At 43.5% G+C, this 21,991-nt stretch carries 19 protein-coding genes and 1 riboswitch; of the genes, 10 read left to right on the top strand and 9 right to left on the bottom strand.

Going from position 1 to position 21,991, the window contains the following annotated elements; genetic code table 11:
- Positions 1 to 602: 602 nt before the first annotated feature.
- The 7 genes from leuA (at position 603) to ACIH2S_RS14180 (ending at position 9,453) form a co-directional block, all read left to right on the top strand.
- Positions 603 to 2,183: a 2-isopropylmalate synthase gene (leuA, locus tag ACIH2S_RS14150; RefSeq protein ID WP_430247620.1), complete on the top strand. Its 1,581-nt coding sequence runs from the start codon at positions 603 to 605 to the stop codon at positions 2,181 to 2,183.
- A 2-nt stretch (positions 2,184 to 2,185) separates the two neighbouring features.
- Positions 2,186 to 3,277: a 3-isopropylmalate dehydrogenase gene (gene leuB, locus ACIH2S_RS14155; RefSeq protein WP_036951214.1), complete on the top strand. Its 1,092-nt coding sequence runs from the start codon at positions 2,186 to 2,188 to the stop codon at positions 3,275 to 3,277.
- A gap of 1 nt (position 3,278) precedes the next feature.
- Positions 3,279 to 4,682 carry a 3-isopropylmalate dehydratase large subunit gene (gene leuC, locus ACIH2S_RS14160; protein WP_036951215.1) on the top strand — a complete coding sequence of 468 codons (1,404 nt, stop codon included), beginning with the start codon at positions 3,279 to 3,281 and terminating at the stop codon, positions 4,680 to 4,682.
- 11 nt (positions 4,683 to 4,693) lie between these two features.
- The gene (gene leuD / locus ACIH2S_RS14165) at positions 4,694 to 5,296 is read left to right on the top strand and encodes a 3-isopropylmalate dehydratase small subunit (RefSeq protein WP_036951216.1); all 603 of its coding nucleotides are present in this window, start codon (positions 4,694 to 4,696) and stop codon (positions 5,294 to 5,296) included.
- Positions 5,297 to 5,733: 437 nt separating this feature from the next.
- Positions 5,734 to 7,413: an HTH-type transcriptional regulator SgrR gene (gene sgrR / locus ACIH2S_RS14170; RefSeq protein WP_430247622.1), complete on the top strand. Its 1,680-nt coding sequence runs from the start codon at positions 5,734 to 5,736 to the stop codon at positions 7,411 to 7,413.
- 566 nt (positions 7,414 to 7,979) lie between these two features.
- Positions 7,980 to 8,663 (top strand): DNA mismatch repair endonuclease MutH, encoded by a 684-nt coding sequence (mutH, locus tag ACIH2S_RS14175; RefSeq protein WP_108478291.1) that lies wholly within the window; start codon positions 7,980 to 7,982, stop codon positions 8,661 to 8,663.
- A 61-nt stretch (positions 8,664 to 8,724) separates the two neighbouring features.
- Positions 8,725 to 9,453, top strand: a complete 729-nt coding sequence (locus tag ACIH2S_RS14180; RefSeq protein ID WP_036951219.1) for a TerC family protein — start codon at positions 8,725 to 8,727, stop codon at positions 9,451 to 9,453.
- Positions 9,454 to 9,479: 26 nt separating this feature from the next.
- On the opposite strand, the gene ACIH2S_RS14185 is transcribed toward ACIH2S_RS14180, so the two are convergent.
- Positions 9,480 to 9,719, bottom strand: coding sequence for a Pathogenicity locus (locus tag ACIH2S_RS14185; RefSeq protein WP_036951220.1), 240 nt, complete (start codon positions 9,717 to 9,719; stop codon positions 9,480 to 9,482).
- Positions 9,720 to 9,935: 216 nt separating this feature from the next.
- On the opposite strand from ACIH2S_RS14185, the gene ACIH2S_RS14190 reads away from it, so the two are divergent.
- Positions 9,936 to 10,811 (top strand): alpha/beta fold hydrolase, encoded by an 876-nt coding sequence (locus tag ACIH2S_RS14190; RefSeq protein WP_036951221.1) that lies wholly within the window; start codon positions 9,936 to 9,938, stop codon positions 10,809 to 10,811.
- A 75-nt stretch (positions 10,812 to 10,886) separates the two neighbouring features.
- On the opposite strand, the gene speB is transcribed toward ACIH2S_RS14190, so the two are convergent.
- Both speB and speA read right to left on the bottom strand, forming a co-directional pair.
- The gene (gene speB, locus ACIH2S_RS14195; RefSeq protein WP_006815030.1) at positions 10,887 to 11,807 is read right to left on the bottom strand and encodes an agmatinase; all 921 of its coding nucleotides are present in this window, start codon (positions 11,805 to 11,807) and stop codon (positions 10,887 to 10,889) included.
- A gap of 13 nt (positions 11,808 to 11,820) precedes the next feature.
- Positions 11,821 to 13,725, bottom strand: coding sequence for a biosynthetic arginine decarboxylase (gene speA / locus ACIH2S_RS14200; RefSeq protein WP_036951222.1), 1,905 nt, complete (start codon positions 13,723 to 13,725; stop codon positions 11,821 to 11,823).
- Between the two features lie 687 nt (positions 13,726 to 14,412).
- On the opposite strand from speA, the gene metK reads away from it, so the two are divergent.
- A complete protein-coding gene (gene metK / locus ACIH2S_RS14205) occupies positions 14,413 to 15,564 on the top strand; it encodes a methionine adenosyltransferase (RefSeq protein ID WP_006661136.1) in 1,152 nt (383 codons plus the stop codon).
- A 194-nt stretch (positions 15,565 to 15,758) separates the two neighbouring features.
- Here metK and ACIH2S_RS14210 read toward each other — a convergent pair whose 3' ends face one another.
- The 3 genes from ACIH2S_RS14210 to ACIH2S_RS14220 are packed head-to-tail and all read right to left on the bottom strand — an operon-like array spanning position 15,759 to position 16,954.
- Positions 15,759 to 16,175, bottom strand: a complete 417-nt coding sequence (locus tag ACIH2S_RS14210; protein WP_036951223.1) for a DUF6691 family protein — start codon at positions 16,173 to 16,175, stop codon at positions 15,759 to 15,761.
- Positions 16,176 to 16,179: 4 nt separating this feature from the next.
- Positions 16,180 to 16,617 (bottom strand): YeeE/YedE family protein, encoded by a 438-nt coding sequence (locus ACIH2S_RS14215; RefSeq protein WP_187129519.1) that lies wholly within the window; start codon positions 16,615 to 16,617, stop codon positions 16,180 to 16,182.
- 1 nt (position 16,618) lies between these two features.
- Positions 16,619 to 16,954 (bottom strand): ArsR/SmtB family transcription factor, encoded by a 336-nt coding sequence (locus tag ACIH2S_RS14220; RefSeq protein ID WP_132496803.1) that lies wholly within the window; start codon positions 16,952 to 16,954, stop codon positions 16,619 to 16,621.
- A 116-nt stretch (positions 16,955 to 17,070) separates the two neighbouring features.
- Here ACIH2S_RS14220 and ACIH2S_RS14225 point away from each other — a divergent pair, with 116 nt between their 5' ends.
- Positions 17,071 to 17,598, top strand: a complete 528-nt coding sequence (locus tag ACIH2S_RS14225) for a SprT family zinc-dependent metalloprotease (RefSeq protein ID WP_148444781.1) — start codon at positions 17,071 to 17,073, stop codon at positions 17,596 to 17,598.
- A gap of 31 nt (positions 17,599 to 17,629) precedes the next feature.
- Here ACIH2S_RS14225 and ACIH2S_RS14230 read toward each other — a convergent pair whose 3' ends face one another.
- The 3 genes from ACIH2S_RS14230 to hcp all read right to left on the bottom strand — a co-directional run bounded on the left by ACIH2S_RS14230 (position 17,630) and on the right by hcp (position 21,981).
- A complete protein-coding gene (locus ACIH2S_RS14230) occupies positions 17,630 to 18,700 on the bottom strand; it encodes a magnesium transporter (RefSeq protein ID WP_036951226.1) in 1,071 nt (356 codons plus the stop codon).
- Between the two features lie 73 nt (positions 18,701 to 18,773).
- A riboswitch (M-box (ykoK) riboswitch) is annotated at positions 18,774 to 18,946 on the bottom strand.
- Positions 18,947 to 19,272: 326 nt separating this feature from the next.
- Positions 19,273 to 20,277, bottom strand: a complete 1,005-nt coding sequence (hcr, locus tag ACIH2S_RS14235) for an NADH oxidoreductase (RefSeq protein WP_108478293.1) — start codon at positions 20,275 to 20,277, stop codon at positions 19,273 to 19,275.
- Positions 20,278 to 20,328: 51 nt separating this feature from the next.
- The gene (gene hcp, locus ACIH2S_RS14240; RefSeq protein ID WP_108478294.1) at positions 20,329 to 21,981 is read right to left on the bottom strand and encodes a hydroxylamine reductase; all 1,653 of its coding nucleotides are present in this window, start codon (positions 21,979 to 21,981) and stop codon (positions 20,329 to 20,331) included.
- Positions 21,982 to 21,991: the final 10 nt, after the last annotated feature.

A 21,991-nucleotide genomic window follows, 5' to 3' on the forward strand; every position in this document is an offset into this window, starting at 1 on the left:
AAATCTCTTCTATAAACGCGTTTGAATCTCATTATCAGATTAATTTTTAATTATTTATTTATTAGATAATTAACCTTATTTGAAGCATAGCCACGATCAATACCAATGAAGTCTGATATCTAACCTCTGCATACTTTCATTACATAAACATAATAAAAATCATTACGTTATAGAAATATAGTTATGCTACTAATTTTTAGGTGAAATTTTAGCCTGCTTTTTACTCCCTTATATAGGCAAAAACATCATGAAAATTATAAATATCAGACGTAAATTCCAATAATCAGTAACAACGCACTTCCAAGCATTTAACGCTCAAAAAATTAAGTTTGACATTATTATTGGAATCACGTATCAATAAATACAGATTATTTGAAATCCAAAGAGAGACAGTTAACCATGACATCTTCTATCCGCCTACTAAGCCTACTACTACTCGCAACCAATTTGCGCGGTATGCTTATGGATGGAAAGTAAAACAAATACTGTCCACAAACATAAAGAAGCCCGCGCAACCAGCGGGTTTTTTTATGCCTGCGGCTAGATGGGAATCCAACAAACAGAATTAAAAACAACAAAATTTAGTCTATGAGGAACGCATTATGAGCAACCAAGTTATCATCTTCGACACAACCTTACGTGATGGCGAACAAGCCTTGCAGGCCAGCTTATCAGTTAAAGAAAAATTACAAATTGCTTTTGCATTAGAGCGCTTAGGTGTCGATGTTATTGAAGCTGGGTTCCCTGTCTCATCCCCGGGTGATTTTGAGTCTGTTCAAACTATCGCCCGTGAAATTAAAAATAGCCGTATCTGTGCATTAGCACGCTGTGTTGAAAATGATATTGATGTTGCAGCAGAATCGTTGAAAGTGGCTGAAGCATTCCGTATTCATGTTTTCTTAGCGACATCCAATTTGCATATGCAGAAAAAGTTAAACAAAACGTTTGATGGCGTGATGGACATGGCAATTAACTCTATTAAACGAGCGCGCCGCTACACTGATGATGTGGAATTTTCATGTGAAGACGCGGGTCGTACAGATATTGATAACTTATGTCGCATTATCGAAGCTGCCATCGGCGCAGGCGCAACCACCATTAATATCCCAGACACTGTCGGCTACACTACCCCATATCAATTCGGTGGCATTATCTCTTCTTTATATGATCGCGTACCTAACATTGATAAAGCCATCATCTCCGTTCATTGCCATGATGACTTAGGCATGTCAGTCGCTAACTCCATCAGCGCCGTTCAAGCTGGAGCTCGACAAGTGGAAGGTACCATTAATGGATTAGGCGAACGCGCAGGAAATACCGCATTAGAAGAAGTGATCATGGCGATTAAATTACGTGAACAGATGTTAGGTGTGCACACCAATATCAATCACAAAGAAATTTACCGTACCAGCCAGTTAGTTAGCCAATTATGCAATACCCCAATCCCTGCTAATAAAGCGGTTGTGGGCAGCAACGCATTCGCGCACTCATCAGGGATCCACCAAGATGGCGTGTTAAAGAATCGCGAAACTTACGAGATTATGACCCCTGAATCCATCGGCTTAAAAGAGCAACAATTAAACTTAACGTCCCGTTCAGGTCGCGCCGCCGTTAAACACCGTATGGAAGAGATGGGCTATAGCGAAGGTAAAGATTTTAATTTAGATGAGCTGTATACCGCATTCTTGAACTTAGCGGATAAAAAAGGGCAAGTATTTGATTATGACTTAGAAGCTTTAGCCTTTTTCGCGAAACAGCAAGACGAAACTGACCACTTTGTCATGGATTACTTTAGTACACAGTCAGGTTCAAGCATTGTTGCCACTGCGACCGTCAAAATGCAGTGTGGTGAAACAGAAAAATCAGAGGCGGCAACCGGAAATGGTCCTGTTGATGCTATCTATCAAGCGATTAGCAAAATCACAAACTACCCAATGAAATTGGTTTCTTACCAATTGTCCGCAAAAGGTCAGGGTGAAAATGCCTTAGGACAAGTGGATATCGTCGCTGAATGCTTTGGTCGTCGTTTCCACGGTATGGGATTAGCAACGGATATCGTTGAATCATCCGCAAAAGCCATGGTGCACGTATTAAATAGTATTTGGCGTGCAGAACAAGTCGAAAAAGAAAAACAAAAAATCTCAGACCAAGAATTACAAATTAATACAAAGGAAGCGGTGTAAACATGTCTACGAATTTTAATATTGCGGTATTAGCGGGCGATGGAATCGGCCCCGAAGTGATGGCTCAAGCTCATAAAGTCTTGAACTCAATTAGCAAGCGCTTTGCTATCACAATTTCAACCAAAGCCTATGATGTGGGTGGCGCCGCCATTGATAATCACGGCGAGCCATTACCGCAAGCAACAGTCAAAGGTTGTGAAGAAGCTGATGCCGTGTTATTCGGCTCAGTCGGTGGTCCAAAATGGGAACATTTGCCACCGGACAGCCAGCCTGAACGTGGTGCATTATTACCATTGCGTAAACATTTTAAATTATTCAGTAATTTACGCCCTGCTCGTTTATATCAAGCATTAGAAGCATTTTGCCCATTACGCGCCGATATTGCCGCTCAAGGGTTTGATATTTTATGTGTCCGTGAATTAACTGGCGGGATCTATTTTGGTCAGCCAAAAGGACGTAAAGGTGAAGGCGCTGAAGAATATGCTTTCGATACCGAAGTTTATCACCGCTATGAAATTGAACGCATTGCCCGTATTGCCTTTGAATCTGCGCGTAAACGTAGCCATAAAGTGACATCTATTGATAAAGCTAACGTTTTACAAAGCTCCGTATTATGGCGCGAAGTGGTTAACCAAATTGCCAAAGAGTACCCAGACGTTGAAGTGAACCATATGTATATCGATAACGCGGCGATGCAAATGATCAAAGCCCCTTCTCAGTTTGATGTGGTGCTGTGCTCGAACTTATTCGGTGACATTATTTCCGATGAGTGCGCCATGATCACAGGATCAATGGGTATGCTGCCTTCCGCCAGCTTAAATGCTGATGGCTTTGGCTTGTACGAGCCTGCTGGCGGTTCAGCGCCAGATATCGCAGGCAAAAATATTGCCAACCCAATCGCACAAATTTTATCAGCATCCATGTTATTACGCTTCAGTTTGAACCAAACGGAAGCGGCAGATGCTATCGAAAGAGCCGTGAATAAAGCATTAGAAAATGGCTATCGCACTGCGGATTTAGCAGGCAATGGTCAATCAATCAGTACCAGTGAGATGGGTGACATTATCGCCCGTTATATTGAAGAAGGGGTTTAACATGTCGAAGACTTTATACCAAAAATTATATGACGCTCACGTTGTCCGTGAAGTTGAAAACGAAATCCCTTTAATTTATATCGATCGCCATCTGGTACATGAAGTGACTTCACCGCAAGCGTTTGATGGTTTAAGAACCAAAAACCGCCCGTTACATCAACCAAGCAAAACATTTGCAACCATGGATCATAACGTGTCAACGCAGACTAAAGACATCAATGCCTGCGGCGATATGGCGCGAATTCAAATGCAAGAGTTGATGAAAAACTGCGAAGAGTTCGGCGTAACTTTATACGATTTAAACCATCCATATCAAGGTATTGTCCATGTTATGGGACCAGAGCAAGGTATCACTTTACCGGGTACAACCATCGTGTGTGGTGACTCTCATACTGCCACTCACGGCGCATTCGGCGCATTAGCTTTTGGGATTGGAACATCCGAAGTTGAACACGTCATGGCGACTCAAACTTTGAAACAAGCGCGAGCCAAAACCATGAAAATTGAAGTGGTGGGTAAAGCGCCTGCTGGGATCACGGCAAAAGATATCGTCTTAGCTATCATTGGTACAACAGGTAGCGCAGGTGGAACAGGCTACATTGTCGAATTCTGCGGTGACGCGATTGAAGATTTGAGCATGGAAGGTCGCATGACCGTCTGTAATATGGCGATTGAATTAGGCGCTAAAGCCGGCATTATCGCTCCCGATGAAACCACCTTTAATTATATGAAAGGTCGCCAATTTGCACCGAAAGGCCAAGATTGGGATGATGCTGTCGCGTATTGGAAAACGTTAAAAACCGATGATGATGCGAAATTTGACAAAGTGATCACCATCCAAGCCGAGACGATTGCCCCGCAAGTCACTTGGGGTACCAACCCAGGGCAAGTGATCGCTATTAACCAACCGATCCCTGCTCCAGAATCGTTTGCCGACCCCGTCGAACGCGCTTCTGCGGAAAAAGCCTTGGCGTACATGGGATTGGAATCAGGTATTAAGTTATCCGACGTGAAGATTGATAAAGTTTTTATTGGCTCTTGCACTAACTCACGTATTGAAGATTTACGCGCTGCGGCTGCCATTGCTAAAGGTAAAAAAGTCGCATCTGGCGTACAAGCCATTGTGGTACCGGGTTCAGGCCCCGTCAAAGCCCAAGCGGAACAGGAAGGCTTGGATAAAATCTTTATCGATGCGGGCTTCGAATGGCGCTTACCGGGCTGTTCAATGTGCTTAGCGATGAACAACGACCGCTTGAATCCGGGTGAACGCTGCGCATCCACCAGCAACCGTAACTTTGAAGGTCGCCAAGGTCGAGCGGGTCGAACCCACTTAGTCAGCCCTGCAATGGCTGCTGCCGCAGCGATTAACGGTCATTTTGCTGATGTTCGTGACATTCAAATCTAAAGGAGAAAACCATGGATAAGTTTATTAAGCATGTTGGGATTGTCGCCCCTTTAGATGCCGCAAACGTCGACACCGATGCCATTATTCCAAAACAATTTTTGCAGAAAGTGACGCGCACAGGCTTTGGTCAGCACTTATTTAATGACTGGCGTTTTTTAGATGATAAAGGTCAGCAACCTAACCCTGATTTTGTCTTGAACAAACCGGTATTTAAAGGCGCTAGCATTCTGTTAGCCCGTGAAAACTTTGGTTGTGGTTCATCTCGCGAACACGCGCCGTGGGCATTAACCGATTTCGGTATCCAAGTGGTTATTGCACCAAGTTTCGCCGATATTTTTTACGGTAACTCGTTTAACAATCAGCTGTTGCCAATCAAATTAAGCGAACAGCAAGTGGATGAGATGTTCAGTTATGTGAACAGCCACGAAGGTTGCCAGTTTACTGTCGATTTAGAAGCGCAAACCGTCACAGCCGGCGAGAAAGTGTATACTTTCGAGATTGACAGCTTCCGCCGTCATTGCATGATGAATGGCTTAGACAGCATCGGCTTGACGTTACAGCACGTTGACCAAATCAAGGATTACGAGCAAAAGCTCCCTGCCTTTATGAATTAATCCCCAGCCCACTTCGGTGGGCTTTTTCTTGCCTATTTGTATTCATAAAAGTAGAACTCAACTCCAATAAACCGTACCAACCAATAAATCCTTCCCCATTAATTCCTAATATGCAATTATTCAATTAATTGCCTTTTTATATTTTTCAAAATAGTTCGCGTTGTGGCAAGGCGGCAAAATGAGGATATCTTGGGGAGCATACTTTAGTATGTGACCTGAGTAGCCGAGTGAAGCCAACGCAGTCACAGCGTGAAATATGAAGAAAAAAGAAAAAAAGCCGATATGCATTCACATACCGGCTGGTAAAAATACCATTACTCAATAAAAGGGGGAGTAAACCTGCAACAGACAGGTCAATAGAGCTACTTACTGCCCCCTATTATCTACGGAATATAGGATATTAAAATTGATGCAATTTATTCTGGAGTTCCTCTTTTATGTCTAATTCTCGATTACAAACGCAATTTGTACGCTTGTGGCAGCATTTTCAGGGAAAAAACAGTGAAACCACATTGCAAGATATTGCCGATATTTTGTTTTGCTCTCGCCGTCATGTTCGCACCCTGCTCAATAATATGCAGTCCCATGGCTGGCTCAGTTGGCAAGCAGAATCAGGACGAGGAAAACGCTCCACATTAATTTTTCATATCAATGGATTAGAGCTACAACAAGCACAGGCTGAGCAGCTTTTAAAAGAAGAAAGTATTGAAAAACTCGTGGCGCTCGTTGGCGATAAAGAGACTATCCGCCAAATGGTCTTATCTGAGCTTGAGCGAAGTTATCGACAAGGTAAAAACTTACTGCGCATCATTTATTACCGTGATTTTCCTAACTTACTTCCTGGCACCCCAATGCGCCGCTCTGAAATCCACTTAATGAGCCAGATATTTAATGGATTAACTCACTTAAATGAGGAAAAAGGGGAAGTGGAAGATGGTATTGCTCACCACTGGCAAGCCATTAACGAACAACATTGGCGCTTTTATTTACGTCCAGCTATCTATTTCCATCATGGACGTGAAATGCAAGTCGAGGATATTATCCACTCGTTATTACGATTAAAGCAATGCTGGCCGTTATTCTCACATATTCACTCGGTCACTTCTTCGCAGCCTTATGTGATTGACGTCCATCTGAGCCATCCTGATACACAATTTCCGTGGTTACTGGGTAGCCCACATGCCGCCATTCTCCCGAAAGAGTGGGAAACAATCAGCGGCTTTAGTCAGCGCCCTATTGGTACGGGTCCTTATGAAGTCGAAACCAATATCCCGCAGAAACTCACCATCAGCGCTTTTGACCGCTATTTTGGTTATCGCGCATTGTTAGATGAAGTGACCATTTGGGTTGTTCCCGAACTTTCTGAGCAGATGGTATGTACCACATTAAAAATGGATGGAGATAAGCGCCACAATGACTCCCTTGAAAGCCGCATGGAGGAAGGTTGCTATTTTCTGTTATTCGACCAACGCTCCGACATTTCTCAACGGGAAGATGTGCGTAAATGGCTGTGCAGCTTTTTAACTCCCGTCAACCTACTGGCGCACTGTGAATCCTTCTATCAGCGCCACTGGGCGCCTGCTTACGGGTTATTGCTTCATTGGCATCACAGTAAAATGCTTTCCCAGCGAACCAAACCTGAAGATTTAACTGAACTAACTGTCACTTTTTATCGCCATCATCATGAATTCTATGCCATTAGCCAAATCATGAAGCGAGTATTAGAAACTCAGGGCGTGACGCTTAAAATTAATATCGTTGATTATGATGATTGGTTTAATGGAGATGCTAAAAGCGATATCTGGCTCTCCACCGCCAACTTTTATAAGCCTCTTGAATTTTCTATCTTCGCTACGTTGTACGAGATGCCGCTATTGCGTCAATGTTTGGGGAAAAACCTCGATGAAGAGTTACAACTTTGGCGCCAGCAAAAATTGGATGTGGAATCTTGGTGTGAGGGCTTGATTAATTCCCAAATCTTCCACCCAATTTTTCATCACTGGTTAGAGCTACAAGGGCAAAGAACGATGCGGGGGGTTCGTATGAATACTTTTGGCTGGTTTGACTTTAAATCAGCTTGGTTTAAGCCAACTGAGGATAATGCACAGAATTGGTGATAGTTATAAACAGTTAGAGTGAGCAAAATGGATTTTATTCACTTTTTCTGTGGATATCCATGTGAACAACCAGATAGTAATCAGGGTATATCCCAACTGTTCATTTCTAACAAAAAACCACACTAAAAAATAAAACATTATAAATCATAGTAATAAATGAATTTCACACCAGATATCCACTGTGAGTTTTTCCGTGTTTTTTTGTTAGGAGTTCAACTGAGCAAAGATCAATCAATGCATGTTTTATCCACAAGGAATGTACTTAACTTACTCGCTTTTTGTGACGAGCTTCAATAAATGACATTAGTCAAGGCTGTAAATGCACACAGTAATCGCAGTTTTTCACAGTTATCCAGAAATCCTGTGGATAACCTAGTGCATGATCCTGTGATTATCTTGGGATGAAGTTGAATAACCTTAAATATTCATAATCCCGTCTGTGATTATTATCTAATATCCATATATATATCATGAAGTTAAATACGGTGACTAAAAAGTGTTATACTCACCCTATCTTGTGACCATTTTCTTGGTTATTTTTTAAACACAATGAAGTTCAGTCGACTATGTCTTTTATACCGCCTTCACCACCAGAAAATGAAACCGTCTTATTAGCGCGAGCCCAAGCCCTTGCTGGCTATACGCTTGGTGAGCTAGCAACTATTGCAGGTATCCCAATTCCCCCCGATCTTAAACGAGATAAAGGCTGGGTCGGGACATTGTTAGAGTTTTTTTTAGGTGCGACCGCAGGCAGTAAAGCCGAACAGGATTTTGCAGATATTGGCGTGGAGCTTAAAACAATCCCAATCGATCGCCATGGAGCACCATTAGAAACGACATTTGTCTCTGTCGCACCACTCACGGGCAATAGCGGTCTAACATGGGAAAATAGCCATGTACGCCGCAAATTATCTCGCATTTTGTGGTTTCCGATTGAAGGTGAGCGTCAAATACCACTTGCCCAGCGACGTATTGCCAACCCTCTGATTTGGAGCCCTTCTGCGCTTGAAGAACAACTTTTACGCCAAGATTGGGAAGAGTTAATGGATTTAATTGTGCTGGGAAAAGTCGAAACCATCACGGCTCGTCACGGACAAGTTTTACAGATTCGCCCCAAAGCGGCGAATAATAGAGCACTAACCGAAGGTATAGGAGAATTTGGACAGCCTATAATGACATTACCGAGAGGTTTCTATTTAAAAAAAGATTTTACGGGTCCATTATTAGCGCGGCACTTTAACCTCGGTTAATTGATCAAGGCATCGCCTGTGCCAAACAGACGATTTTTTATTCCATTTTTAAGGCAATAAGATGTTTGAGTGGTTCTTAGATCCCCATGCTTGGATGGCATTGGCAACATTAACAATTTTGGAAGTCGTACTGGGTATCGACAATATAATTTTCTTAAGTATTGTCGTCAGCAAATTGCCCGCCCATCAACAAAATAGCGCCAGACGTATTGGGTTAATCGCGGCAATGGGAATGCGTTTGGCACTACTAGCATCTATTGCTTGGCTAGCTCGCCTCACCACGCCACTCTTCACATTAGCTGAACATACCGTTTCCGCCCGCGATTTAATTTTGTGTGCAGGTGGCTTATTCCTCATTTGGAAATCGAGTCAGGAGATTTTCGATACCATTGAAGGGGAAGACGATGAGGGGATAGCCCAGAAAAAAGTCACTTCATTCTGGGGAGCCATTATGCAAATCGCAATTTTAGATATTATCTTCAGTTTAGATTCGGTGATCACTGCCGTGGGGCTATCTGACCATCTGTTTATTATGATGGCAGCAGTGATTATGGCGGTCATGATCATGATGTTCGCCGCGAAACCTATTGGTGATTTTGTGGAGCGCTATCCTTCCGTCAAAATCCTCGCACTCTCTTTCTTGATCCTTGTGGGCTTCACTTTGTTACTTGAAAGTGTTCAGGTACATGTATCAAAAGGCTATATCTATTTTGCTATGTTCTTCTCCATGTCAGTGCAAATGCTTAATATTCTGCGCAGCAAAAAGTGGAAAATGAAAAACAAGCAATAAATGAAAAATAAATAGTCATAGCCAAGTTAGCGTAAGGCGTCCTTTGCTGCTGCAATAGCGCCTTCCACCGCTTTTTTAGCTTGAGGGCTGTTTTTCCAACAACTTGACCCCGTTAGTGCAGCACCCGAAATTAAAATTTCATCGTAAGAAGCTTCACTTAACTGCGCTAAAGACGAAAACCCCATTTGTTCTAATCGGCTAATGACCGTTGATCCAACACCCTTCACTGCTAATAGAATTTGCTTTTCTGAGTCTGAAAATGGCATAAATCATCCTTTTGGCTGTAAAACAGCCGTAATTGAGCGTATATTTTGTAATTAACCTATTTCTTAATCTAAAATTCTGAGCGGTCTATAACAGGTTGAGTTACCTGCCCTATATATCTGTTTTAGCAAATAGGAAATAACAACGGTAAAGTCATTGACGACTCGCGATAGAAACTAACATGTCGCACTAAAAATTCTATCTTGTAGGTATTTATTATGTATAGCAACAAAATATCCAATACTCGCCATATGTCGATGACATTATCTGATGGGCGCCTTTTGTGTTGGTATGAATCTGGCCCTGAACAGGGGTTCCCCGTGATTTTTTGTACTGGCGCAGGGATGAGCGGTACACTGGGCTTTGGTATTGACCGTCTTGATGAGCTAAATATTCGCTTAATCACCCCTGAACGTGCCGGGCTGGGTCAATCCACCTTTGATGAGCATAAATCCCTACAACGCTTTGCTCAAGATATTCAAGAACTTCTGAATGCTCAAAAATTGCCGTCATTTTCCGTTATCGGTTTCTCTCAAGGTGCCGTTTTCGCCATGGCACTCGCCCGCTACGCTTCCCCTGTTTCATTATCACTTGTGTCAGGGCAAGACCAATTTGAGTTTCCTGCAATCCGAGCGCAATTAAAGCAAGATGTCATTAATATGCAGGAACAAGCCATTCATACCCCCGAGGCTTTATCAGAATGGTTGATGCGCAATGTGACTTCACAATGGTTACTGGCGTTTATTCTTAACTGTAGCGCAGAGGTAGACCAGCAGGTTTATAGCGAAGAGAGCTTCTTAGCCGCCTACAGTGACTGTATGGAACGTGCATTTATGCAAGGTAACCAAGGCTATGTTCAAGATCTCTTAATCGCCTTACAGTCTTGGCAGTTCAATCCTGAAGATATCCGTTGCCCTGTCGCCCTGTGGTATGGCGAACAAGATGTGAGTTCTGTGCACTCCCCTGATTTTGGCAAAACACTGGCTCAGCGCTTTCCTGATAGCGAACACTTTTTGTTCTCACATGAAGGCGGCTCAGTTCTGTGGACACAAGCCTATTCCATTCTTGCCCAATTGAAAGAACACCGCTTTTAAGTATGAAACATTGCTTTTAGGCATAAAAAAAGGTGCCCAATGAAACATTAGGCACCTTAAATAACGGATTAAAACTTATTTCTTAGACGCTTGGATATACAACAGTTCCAATGCAATCGTTGCTGCGGCTAATGCCGTAATTTCTGATTGGTCATAGGCTGGTGCGACTTCCACCACATCCATCCCAACAATATTCAGTGACTTAATGCCACGCAGTAGTTTTAACGCTTTATCAGATGTTAACCCACCAATCACTGGCGTACCGGTTCCTGGTGCAAAGGCAGGATCCAGACAGTCAATATCAAACGTCAGATAAACGGGCATATCACCCACGATCTGTTTGATTTGAGCAACCATGTCATCAACACCACGGTCATTCGCTTGAGCGGCATCCAATACCGTGAAACCGTTGTCAGTATCATGTTCAGTACGAATACCAATCTGCACAGAATGATTTGGATCGATCAGACCTTCTTTTGGCGCATGATAGAACATGGTGCCGTGGTCATACAGACTGCCATTACCGTATGTGTCAGTGTGCGCATCAAAATGCACTAACGCCATTTTACCGAAATGCTTCGCGTGGGCGCGCAGTAATGGCAATGTCACAAAGTGATCGCCACCAAACGTTAAGCAACGTTTACCGGATTCCAACAGCTTTTCAGTGTGAGCTTGCAGTTTATCGCACATATCTTGCGCGTCACCAAATGCAAACACCACATCACCGCAGTCAACCACGTTGAGTTTGTTTTTTAATTTAAAATCCCACGGCCAACGGTGGCTTTCCCACGCAAGGTTCGTGGAAACCTGACGAATAGCAGCAGGTCCATGACGGCTACCCGCACGTCCTGAGGTTGCCATATCAAATGGAACACCCGTGATCACCCAATCAGCATCGGAGCTGTATGGTTGGAAATTTAACGGAAAACGTAAAAAACCAAATGCGTTTGAAACCAGTGAATTATCAACCTGATTTCCTAATGTGCTATTAATCATCACTGTTCCTTAATCATTCATCTTCTAAGTAAGTGTAACCGTACAACCCACTTTCAAACTCGTTCACAAAATCTTTTTGCAGCTCGTCACTCAGCCCAGTGCCTTTCACTTGCTCAATAAAGCTTTCTAACAGCACTTCAGGAACCAGCTTCACGTATTGCAGCATATCGGCAACTGAATCGCCCTCTTCACTTTGCAAGTAACGAATGCTGCCTTGGCTATCAACCCACACATCAATGGCGGCAGTATCGCCGAATAAGTTGTGCATGTTGCCTAAAATTTCTTGGTATGCCCCAATCATAAAGAAGCCAATCATCGGTGGATTTTCTGGATCATACGCTGGCATTGGCATGGTGGTTTCCACTCCATCACCGTCAACATAATGATCAATAATACCATCTGAGTCACAAGTGATATCTAATAATACCGCGCGTCTGTCTAACGGTTTATCTAAACCTTCAATTGGCAAGACTGGGAACACTTGGTCAATACCCCAAGCATCAGGGAGCGATTGGAACAGCGAGAAATTCACATAGAATTTATCCGCCATACGCTCTTGCAGCTCATCAATAATTGGGCGATGGGCGCGGTTGCTAGGGTCTAAATCTTGCTGAATACGGCGACAGATATTTAAGTATAGCTCTTCTGCCCATGCGCGTTGTGTTAAGTCCAACACGCCATGCGCATACTGGGTATGTGCTTCTTGCAAGTCAAACTGGCTATCGTGCAACCATTCACGCAGAGAACGGCTATTGCCTTGATGCTGCATGGATTCCCACGTTTCCCATAACGAAACCAGTGAACGTGGTGCGTCTTCGCTCGGAGGTGTGGTTTTGGTGAATTCGTTACGCTCAACCCCAATCACGTTAGAGACTAGCACGGTATGGTGAGCGGTCAATGCACGCCCAGACTCCGTGATCACTGTTGGGTGTGGCAAGTTAAATTCTTCACACGCATCGCCAATCGCCCAAATCACGTTGTTCGCGTATTCGTTCAAGCCATAGTTAACCGAACAATCTGACTGAGAACGCGTACCTTCATAGTCAACGCCTAAACCACCGCCCACGTCAAAGCACTGAATGTTGACACCTAATTGATGCAACTCGACGTAGAAACGGGCTGACTCACGAACACCTGTCGCGATATCACGAATATTCGCCATTTGAGAGCCTAAATGGAAGTGCAATAATTGCAGGCTATCCAAACGGTTCGCATTACGTAAAATTTCGACTAATTGCAGAACTTGTGTTGCTGCCAATCCAAATTTAGATTTTTCACCGCCACTCGCCTGCCATTTACCTGAACCTTGGGATGCTAAACGAGCACGAACACCTAAGCGAGGCGTCACTTCCAGCTTCTGGGCTTCTTCAAGTACCATCTCGATTTCAGACATTTTTTCGATAACCAGGTACACTTTGTGACCCAATTTTTCGCCAATTAGTGCCAGACGAATATATTCGCGATCTTTATAACCGTTACACACAATCACAGTGCGAGTGCGACCTGCGTTGGCTAATACAGCCATTAACTCCGCTTTTGAACCCGCTTCTAACCCTAAAGGCTCGCCAGAATTCACTAGAGATTCAATCACACGGCGTTGTTGGTTAACTTTAATTGGGTAAACTAAAAAATAGTCGCCCTTATAACCATAAGATTCGCGCGCACGTTGAAACGCTGCGTTAATTGAACGCAAACGGTGTTGCAAAATTTGAGGGAAACAGAACAGTGCAGGTAAACGTAAATGTTCCTGTTCTTCTTTAACTTGGTAGACTAAATCAGCTAAATCAACAAAGGTGTCAGGGTTTTCAGGATTCGGGCAAACACAGACATTTCCGCGCTCATTCACCTGATAGTAACCACCGCCCCAATACGCAATATTGTAAGTTTGGCGCATCTTGCGAGCGATATTATCATTCATAATAAACTCCTAGTATGGAGGGGTGAGTGATGCGTTCTCCTTCCAGACAAGCAGCGACCAAGCGCATGATGCAACTGGGCAGTAATGTCAGGGAAACAGCGATACTCAGATTGTAATTAAAAGTGCTTAGAACTTCTAAACGGTGACAATATATATCCACAGACTTAGCAGATTACTCTTTGAGATTACTGACTAAGCATTAAGGATCTATGATAGGTATGACGGTAACTTCGCGATGAAGTCAACATAGACAGGAAAGTAAAAGCCAATGTCACACGGCGATCCGCGTAAGACGGTTGGATACTGTTATTCAGCAGATTATGGATCATCGCCCATTAACCCCCAATATAACTGTTTTCCCCTTAAAAATTTTAATTAATATTAAAATTCAACCGGTTATAAACATTCCTGATAGAAAGCAGACTCATGGCTGACCTGCTGGTATATAGCGGGAAATTACAACCATCCGCTACGGTCGCAGTTTATACCTCGAATAGCCCCAAAATGCAAAAGCAAATTATCTAAAATTTCACATTTACAATAAAACTAACTGAATTAACCATTTATGCGCTTATCATTTTAGGCTTAAAAACAGGTAGAAATTATTCATTGAAAAGTCTAGAATAGCCGTCTAGATGTTAAAACATCCAACTATAATGTTCTTTGAATTCTTAAGGTATTAATCTCATGTCTACACACCTCTTTACTTCTGAGTCCGTATCAGAAGGGCATCCTGATAAAATTGCAGACCAAATTTCTGATGCGGTCCTTGATGCTATTCTTGAACAAGACCCAAAAGCGCGCGTAGCTTGCGAAACCTATGTCAAAACCGGCATGGTCATGGTTGGTGGTGAAATCACTACCAGTGCATGGGTCGATATTGAAGAAATTACGCGTAAAACCGTTCGTGAAATCGGTTATACCAGTTCAGACATGGGCTTTGATGCCAACTCTTGCGCAGTATTAAGCGCAATTGGTAAACAATCACCAGACATCAACCAAGGTGTTGACCGTGCAGATCCTTTAGAACAAGGTGCTGGCGACCAAGGTCTCATGTTTGGTTATGCAACTAACGAAACTGACGTATTAATGCCAGCACCGGTGACTTATGCACACCGTTTAGTGCAGCGCCAAGCTGAAGTCCGCAAAAATGGCACACTGCCATGGTTACGCCCTGATGCGAAAAGCCAAGTTACCTTCCAATACGATGACAACAAAATTGTCGGTATTGACGCGGTAGTTCTGTCCACACAGCACTCAGAAGATATTGACCAAAAAGCTTTACACGAAGCTGTAATGGAAGAGATCATCAAACCAGTTCTGCCTGCTGAATGGTTATCTCCAGCCACTAAATACTTCATCAACCCAACAGGTCGTTTCGTTATCGGCGGACCAATGGGTGACTGCGGTTTAACGGGTCGTAAAATTATCGTTGATACTTACGGCGGTATGGCTCGTCACGGTGGTGGTGCATTCTCTGGTAAGGATCCATCAAAAGTTGACCGTTCTGCTGCCTATGCTGCGCGTTATGTTGCAAAAAACATCGTTGCTGCTGGTCTAGCTGACCGTTGTGAAATCCAAGTTTCTTATGCTATCGGTGTCGCAGAGCCTACCTCTATCATGGTAGAAACTTTCGGTACTGGTAAAGTTGACGAAGCATTGCTAGTGAAATTAGTCCGCGAATTCTTTGATTTACGTCCTTACGGCCTGATTCAAATGCTGGATTTATTACACCCAATGTACCAACAAACAGCTTCTTACGGTCACTTTGGTCGCCCACAATTCCCGTGGGAAAAAACCGACAAAGCGGCACAACTGCGCGAAGCTGCTGGTCTATAATTTTCGCTAACGGTCACTGACGCTAAGCGTAAAAATCAGCTTAAAAAACCCATCTTAATGATGGGTTTTTTTTGTATCTAAAATTGCTCACTGATGTGATGAGTTAAATAACTTTTCTATTCGCCTCATATTTTGGGTCGAATAATCCCATTAATTGACTCATTCATCTTGATTGCTTTTCGGTGCATTGAAACTTACTTTTCAGTACGTTGAAATAACTGGAAAATGGCCATTCCTGCTATCATTGCCAACGCAAACAAAATACCTTGAGTCAGCCCCATACCGGTTAATAAAATGGCAGGTCCCGGGCAAATTCCCCCAAGCCCCCAACCTAAACCGAACAACACGCTGCCTATCACTAATTTTTTATCAATAACTTTACTGGTTGGGATCTGCAATGGGCAATTCAGTACACTCGTTTTGCGCTTTTTCACTAACTGGAATGCGATACCGCTTATCACCATTGCCACTGCCATGGTAACCAACAAAGAGGGATCCCAATTCCCCGTGATATCCAGAAATGCCAAAATTTTTGCGGGATTACCCATACCAGCTAGTAGTAAGCCCAGTCCAAATAAAATACCGGAAACTAACGCGATAATAATTGGCATTACTTTATCCCCTTAACCCAAAGTGGTTAATCACAGCGACCGTGATAAATGCCACCAGCATAAAAATAACGACCGCCACCATGGAACGACGGGAAAATCTCGCCATGCCACAAATGCCATGCCCACTGGTACAACCGCTACCTAATCGTGTCCCAAAGCCCACTAACAACCCCGCAGCTATCAGTAATGGCGTGCTCGTTGCGATAGTGACTTCTGGCGTATACACAAAGGTAATAAACAGCAATGGCGCAACTAAGATCCCGACAATAAACGCCAGTTTCCATGCTGTGTCTCCTTTAGTGGGTTTAAGGACTCCCGCTAAAATCCCGCTGATCCCTGCAATTCGCCCATTAAAAATCAATAATATTGCCACCGCTAAACCAATCAACACACCGCCAATCGCCGCAGAGCCTGGCGTAAAATGCGCCCAATCAATCGTCATTTTAATTCCCCTTCACAGGACAATAGAGTTGATACAACGTATTGAGTAAGGTGAATAATTTCTCATCCGCAATAGAGTAATAGATTCGCTTACCTTCTCGACGCGTCGCGACTAATCCTTCATTTCTTAATACGGTTAACTGCTGGGATAACGTCGGCTGCACAATCCCTAACGAGGCTTCTAAATCACTCACACAAGCCTCGCCTTGTGTTAACTGGCACAGCAATAATAATCGGTCTGGATTCCCGAGTGTTTTTAATAATGACGCAGTTTGCGTTGCTGCTTGAGTCATTGCTAAAAGCAGCTGTTCTGAGTTTGGTTGTTCACTCTTTGACATCATTGGATCTCTTGTTACTATGTATAATATTATACTATTTAATAATATATGTTTTGATATATTGAATGTCAATTATCACTTGTTGTTACTATATGACTTCACGTATTCTTGAGGACATGAAAACAATCCGAGTACCCATTCTGCTTCAACAGCGAGTGATGAAAACCCTACGTGAAAAGCTCGCGTTAGCTGAAGAAAAACTGGAACAGAAATTTCCAGAGCCCGCTATCAACTATAAACAGCGTGGAACCACCGCGGGCAGCGCCTATTTAAAAGATTGGGAAATTCGCGTTAATCCTACGTTGTTAATTGAAAATCCAGACAATTTTGTGGACGAAGTGATCCCCCATGAGCTCGCCCACTTGCTGGTTTACCGTGTATTTGGACGTAAAGGGGTCGCCCCTCATGGCAATGAGTGGAAATGGATGATGCAGACTGTTTTAGGGGTAACGGCGAAACGGACTCACAACTTTGCGGTGACCAGCGTCAAAAGCCAAACTTTTCGTTATCTTTGTGGTTGCGACACAATTCATGAACTTACCATTAGAAGACATAACAAAGTTGAGCGCGGGGAGAATCAGTATTTATGTCGAAAATGCGGGGAAATTCTCAAGCGAGAAATTGAGCCAGCGGCAGAGTGTTAATTCCCTGCCGCATCAAGAGGTAGAACCGAACTTAAGCGAACTCCGTCATCACTAATTTCGCGATTTCAAAGTAAATAATCAAGCCAGTACCATCAATAAATGTCGCGATAAATGGCGCAGAAACCACCGCTGGGTCAACCTTCAGCTTCTTCAGAACCATTGGAATAATAGAAGAAACAATCGCGCTCCACACGGTAATAGCCACAATCGTTAAGCTCACCACGATAGTCACTTCATGACCCACACCTAAGATCCAAGCACGAATTAACGCCGCGCCACCAATGGTGACAGCCACTAAGAACGAGGTTGACACTTCTTTTTTCAATACCGCACCGAGGTTACGTAAACTCACCTCCCCCAACGCCATCGCTCTCACGAGGGTCGATGTGATCTGAGTTCCGCTGTTTCCGCCGGTACCAATCAATAATGGAATAAAGAACGCCAGTGAAATAGCGGCTTCAAGTTGCTCTTCGAACGCTTTTAGCACGGTTCCAGTATAGGCTTCCGCCACAAACAACATTAATAACCACACAACACGCTTACGCCATAAAGTGACTGGACTGGTGGTTAAATACGGCTCTTCGAGTGGCGTAGTAGCCCCCTGCAATTGTGCATCGAGGGTATTTTCGTCTTCAATAAGTTCTGCGATATCTTGAGGACGTAATACACCCATTAACTTGCCGAACTGAACAACAGGGATCATATCCAAACCACTATGATTAATTAAATCATAAACATCATGGCGTGATTGTTCAGGGGAAACAGAGAAATAATTGTGGCGCATAATATCCGACACTAATAAATCTTCTGCTGAGGCAAGTAATGATTTAACGGACAGAATTCCATTTAAATAGTTTTCACTATCTACGACAAATAAATACGTTGGAATTTGTTCGCCTTCGAGATGTTCAATAAGACTTTTCTTCACACATGCCACAGAGTCGGCAACCGATACTGGCAAATATGATTGGCTCATATAAGCGTGAACAGTTGAATCATCAATTTTAGTTGGCTGTGATTGATTAGACTTTTGACGAGCGTCTTTCATCGCGGACTGTGCAATAGCTACTGCACCCGCTTTGTTCTGGGTAGAAAATGACATTTTTTTAGTCCCTATTACTGTTGTTTACTCAAACAGTACTCACATAGGGGCGAAACCAGATGAGAGAATGCGATTGCTATCTCTTCGTCTCGGTTTTAGCACTATACAACGTATCCTGAATCAATCAGGAAGTTACATGGGGATATACCTTCGGTCGATATATCCTGTCCTAATCTTGGGCGTCTCTCGACGTCGTCAGATCAGTAACCTATGTTTGTATAGGAGCCTCGCCTAACGAGTTACTGCACTTTGGATGCGGCGCGAATTATACCCACTGAGTGTTCAATTACCACCCTTTTACCCCTCTCTTTTTTTAATAGCCCACCCTCGTTTAAGTTTTGTTTAAGTTAATGTATATCAAGAATTCACCGTGTAACCATTTGTAACTTTAATAGAAACTTATATTATTCATAATACATAAAGTCATAATCACGCTATAAATTACTTTATTATTTTTTGATTATCTTTTGCCGCTAAAATACATGGATTAATAAACAAAAAAGCCACCTTATTTATATTCATAATAAGATGGCAATTAATGAGGCATTTAATTTTATATTATCGAAAATCGATTAAGCGATTTCTGTGTCGCCTTGTAATTGGCAACTGCACGCTAAAACATAGCCATTAGCAATTTCGTCTGCGGTTAATGTCATGGTGCTACTGGTTGTATAATTCCCCGAAAGCACTTTGGTTTTACAGCTACCACATACCCCTGCGCGACACGCGGCAATCACCGGTTGTTTATTCTGTTCTAACGCAGACAAAAGCGATGTTCCCACCGGTACAGTGAAATTCGCTAAACGGTGACGAATTTTTAAGTTCAGTACCTCTTCACTCACGGCTTCATCACCACCAGTAGTAAAGCGCTCCATAAAGAAGTGATCCGCTGGCACGCCTAGTGCCTTAGAAAATTCCTGCACATTTTTCATATATGGAACAGGCCCGCAAGTCATTACCACTCGCCCATGAATATCCGGTACTAACTCCAGCAATTTTTCTTGGCTTAAACGACCTTGTGCAACACCGCCGTTATCAGGTGTTTCAGGCATGATGCACAGTTGCAAACGTTGCGGATATTGCTGCACCAATTTTTGCCACTCATTGGCAAAAATAACCTGCTTTTCATCTCGCACATTAAACAGCACTTTGACATCCGTTTCCGGGCGATTCGCCATCAACCAACGGGTCATCGACATAATCGGCGTGACACCACAACCCGCTGCTAGCATTAAATATTGGTGGCTTTGAACATTGGCACAAGTAAACTCCCCTTGCGCCTCAGACAACCAAAGATAATCCCCTGGTTTTACTGCTCCAGTCAACCAACAAGAGCCTGTCCCCTCGTCTAATCGTCTCACTGTAATGGAGATAAAACGGCTTTGCCCCGGCGATGAAGACAAGGTGTAAGCACGCATCACGTCATCACTGTTTTTGATACTCACCAGCGCATACTGTCCTGGTTCATATTGGTAAAAATCATGATTAATCAGATTAATAGTCCAAACATCTGGGGTTTCCTGCACAATCGAGTGAATTTGCATTCTGTTCGGACATAGGCTTGTTGGCATGGTCATGGGTTACTCCTTGCAAGGGGGAAAGCCGCTTCCCCCTTGGTTTCCATCAAATTACGCAGGCAGGATTTCCGCCAGATCTTGTTCAACCGTGGTAATGCTGCGCATACCGAATTTTTCATTCAGAATGTTTAGCAGATTTTCGGTTAAGAAGCCCGGAGCCGTTGGACCGGTGTAAATGTTTTTCACACCCAGAGCAAGCAGGGTTAACAAGATCACAATGGCTTTTTGCTCGAACCAAGAGAGAATCAGGCTCAGCGGTAAGTCATTTACACCACAACCTAATTTCTCCGCTAAGTTCACCGCTAACATAATGGCAGAATAGGCATCGTTACATTGACCCACATCCAGTAAACGCGGTAAGCCTTCTAAGGTACCAAAGTCCAATTTGTTGAAACGGTATTTACCACAAGCTAGCGTTAAAATCAGGCAGTCTTTCGGTACGCTGCGAGCGAAATCCGTGTAGTAACTGCGCTCACCACGGCTACCGTCACAACCACCGACTAAAAATACGTGGCGTAATTTTTTCTGAGCAACAAGATCAATCACCGCATCCGCAGCGCCCAGCAGGGTTTGACGACCAAAACCGACGGTAATTTTGTGTTCGATTTCAGTGTATGGGAAGCCCGCCATTTCCTGCGCTTGCGCTATCATTTCCGCAAAACTGTCGCCTGTAATGTGTTTCACACCCGGCCAACCCACAATGCTGCGAGTCCAGATACGTGCTTTATACTCACCCACATCAGGGTCGATAATGCAGTTAGAGGTCATTAAAACAGGGCCCGGGAACTTAGCAAATTCCACTTGCTGATTCTGCCAGCCACTGCCGTAGTTACCCACTAAATGAGGGTATTTTTTCAGTTCAGGATAACCATGAGCAGGCAGCATTTCACCGTGAGTGTAAATATTAATGCCTGTGCCTTCGGTCTGTTCTAACAACATTTTTAAATCTTTCAGGTCGTGACCTGAAATCAAAATACATTTACCGGCAACTGGGCGCACGTTAACTTCCGTTGGAACTGGATGACCAAATTCTCCGGTTTCACCTGCATCCAGAATTTCCATGATTTTGAAGTTCATCATGCCGATAGCCATTGCATTGTCGAGCAGCTCATTCATATCCGCTGGCAATGTGCCTAACCACGCCATAATTTCATGGTATTGAGCATAAATCTGGTTATCAAACTGACCTAAAACGTGGGCATGCTCCATATACGCCGCCGCACCCTTCAAGCCATACAGGCACAGCATACGTAAACCATGAATATCATCGCCAATTTGCGCTTTATCGACATCTAACGCAAATTGTGCCGCTTGCTGTTGCAGAGTCGCAATATCCTGCCCTGCTAATTGCAGGTTGATTAGCGGGTGATTAAATGCCACTGCGCTATTCACTGACAGGCAGTGTTTGATTAATTTATCACGCAGATAAATGGCTTCACGGGCATAACCGATAATACGTTCAGAATCGAAGTTAACGTTGGTCAATGTAGAGAAGAAAGCGCGCGGTGCGAAACTGTCCACATCATGATCAATAATGCCCAGTTCACGAGCCACCACCGCACTTGCAGATAAGCTTTGCAGGACAGCAACTAATAAATCTTGCAGGTCTGAAGTTTCAGCGGTTTTACCGCACATACCTTGCGAATAAGCGCAGCCATTGGTTGCTGGAGTTCTAATTGTTTGTTCACATTGCACACAATACATGGAGGAAACC

The sequence above is a fragment of the Providencia lanzhouensis genome (assembly GCF_050469745.1).
GTDB lineage: Bacteria > Pseudomonadota > Gammaproteobacteria > Enterobacterales > Enterobacteriaceae > Providencia > Providencia lanzhouensis.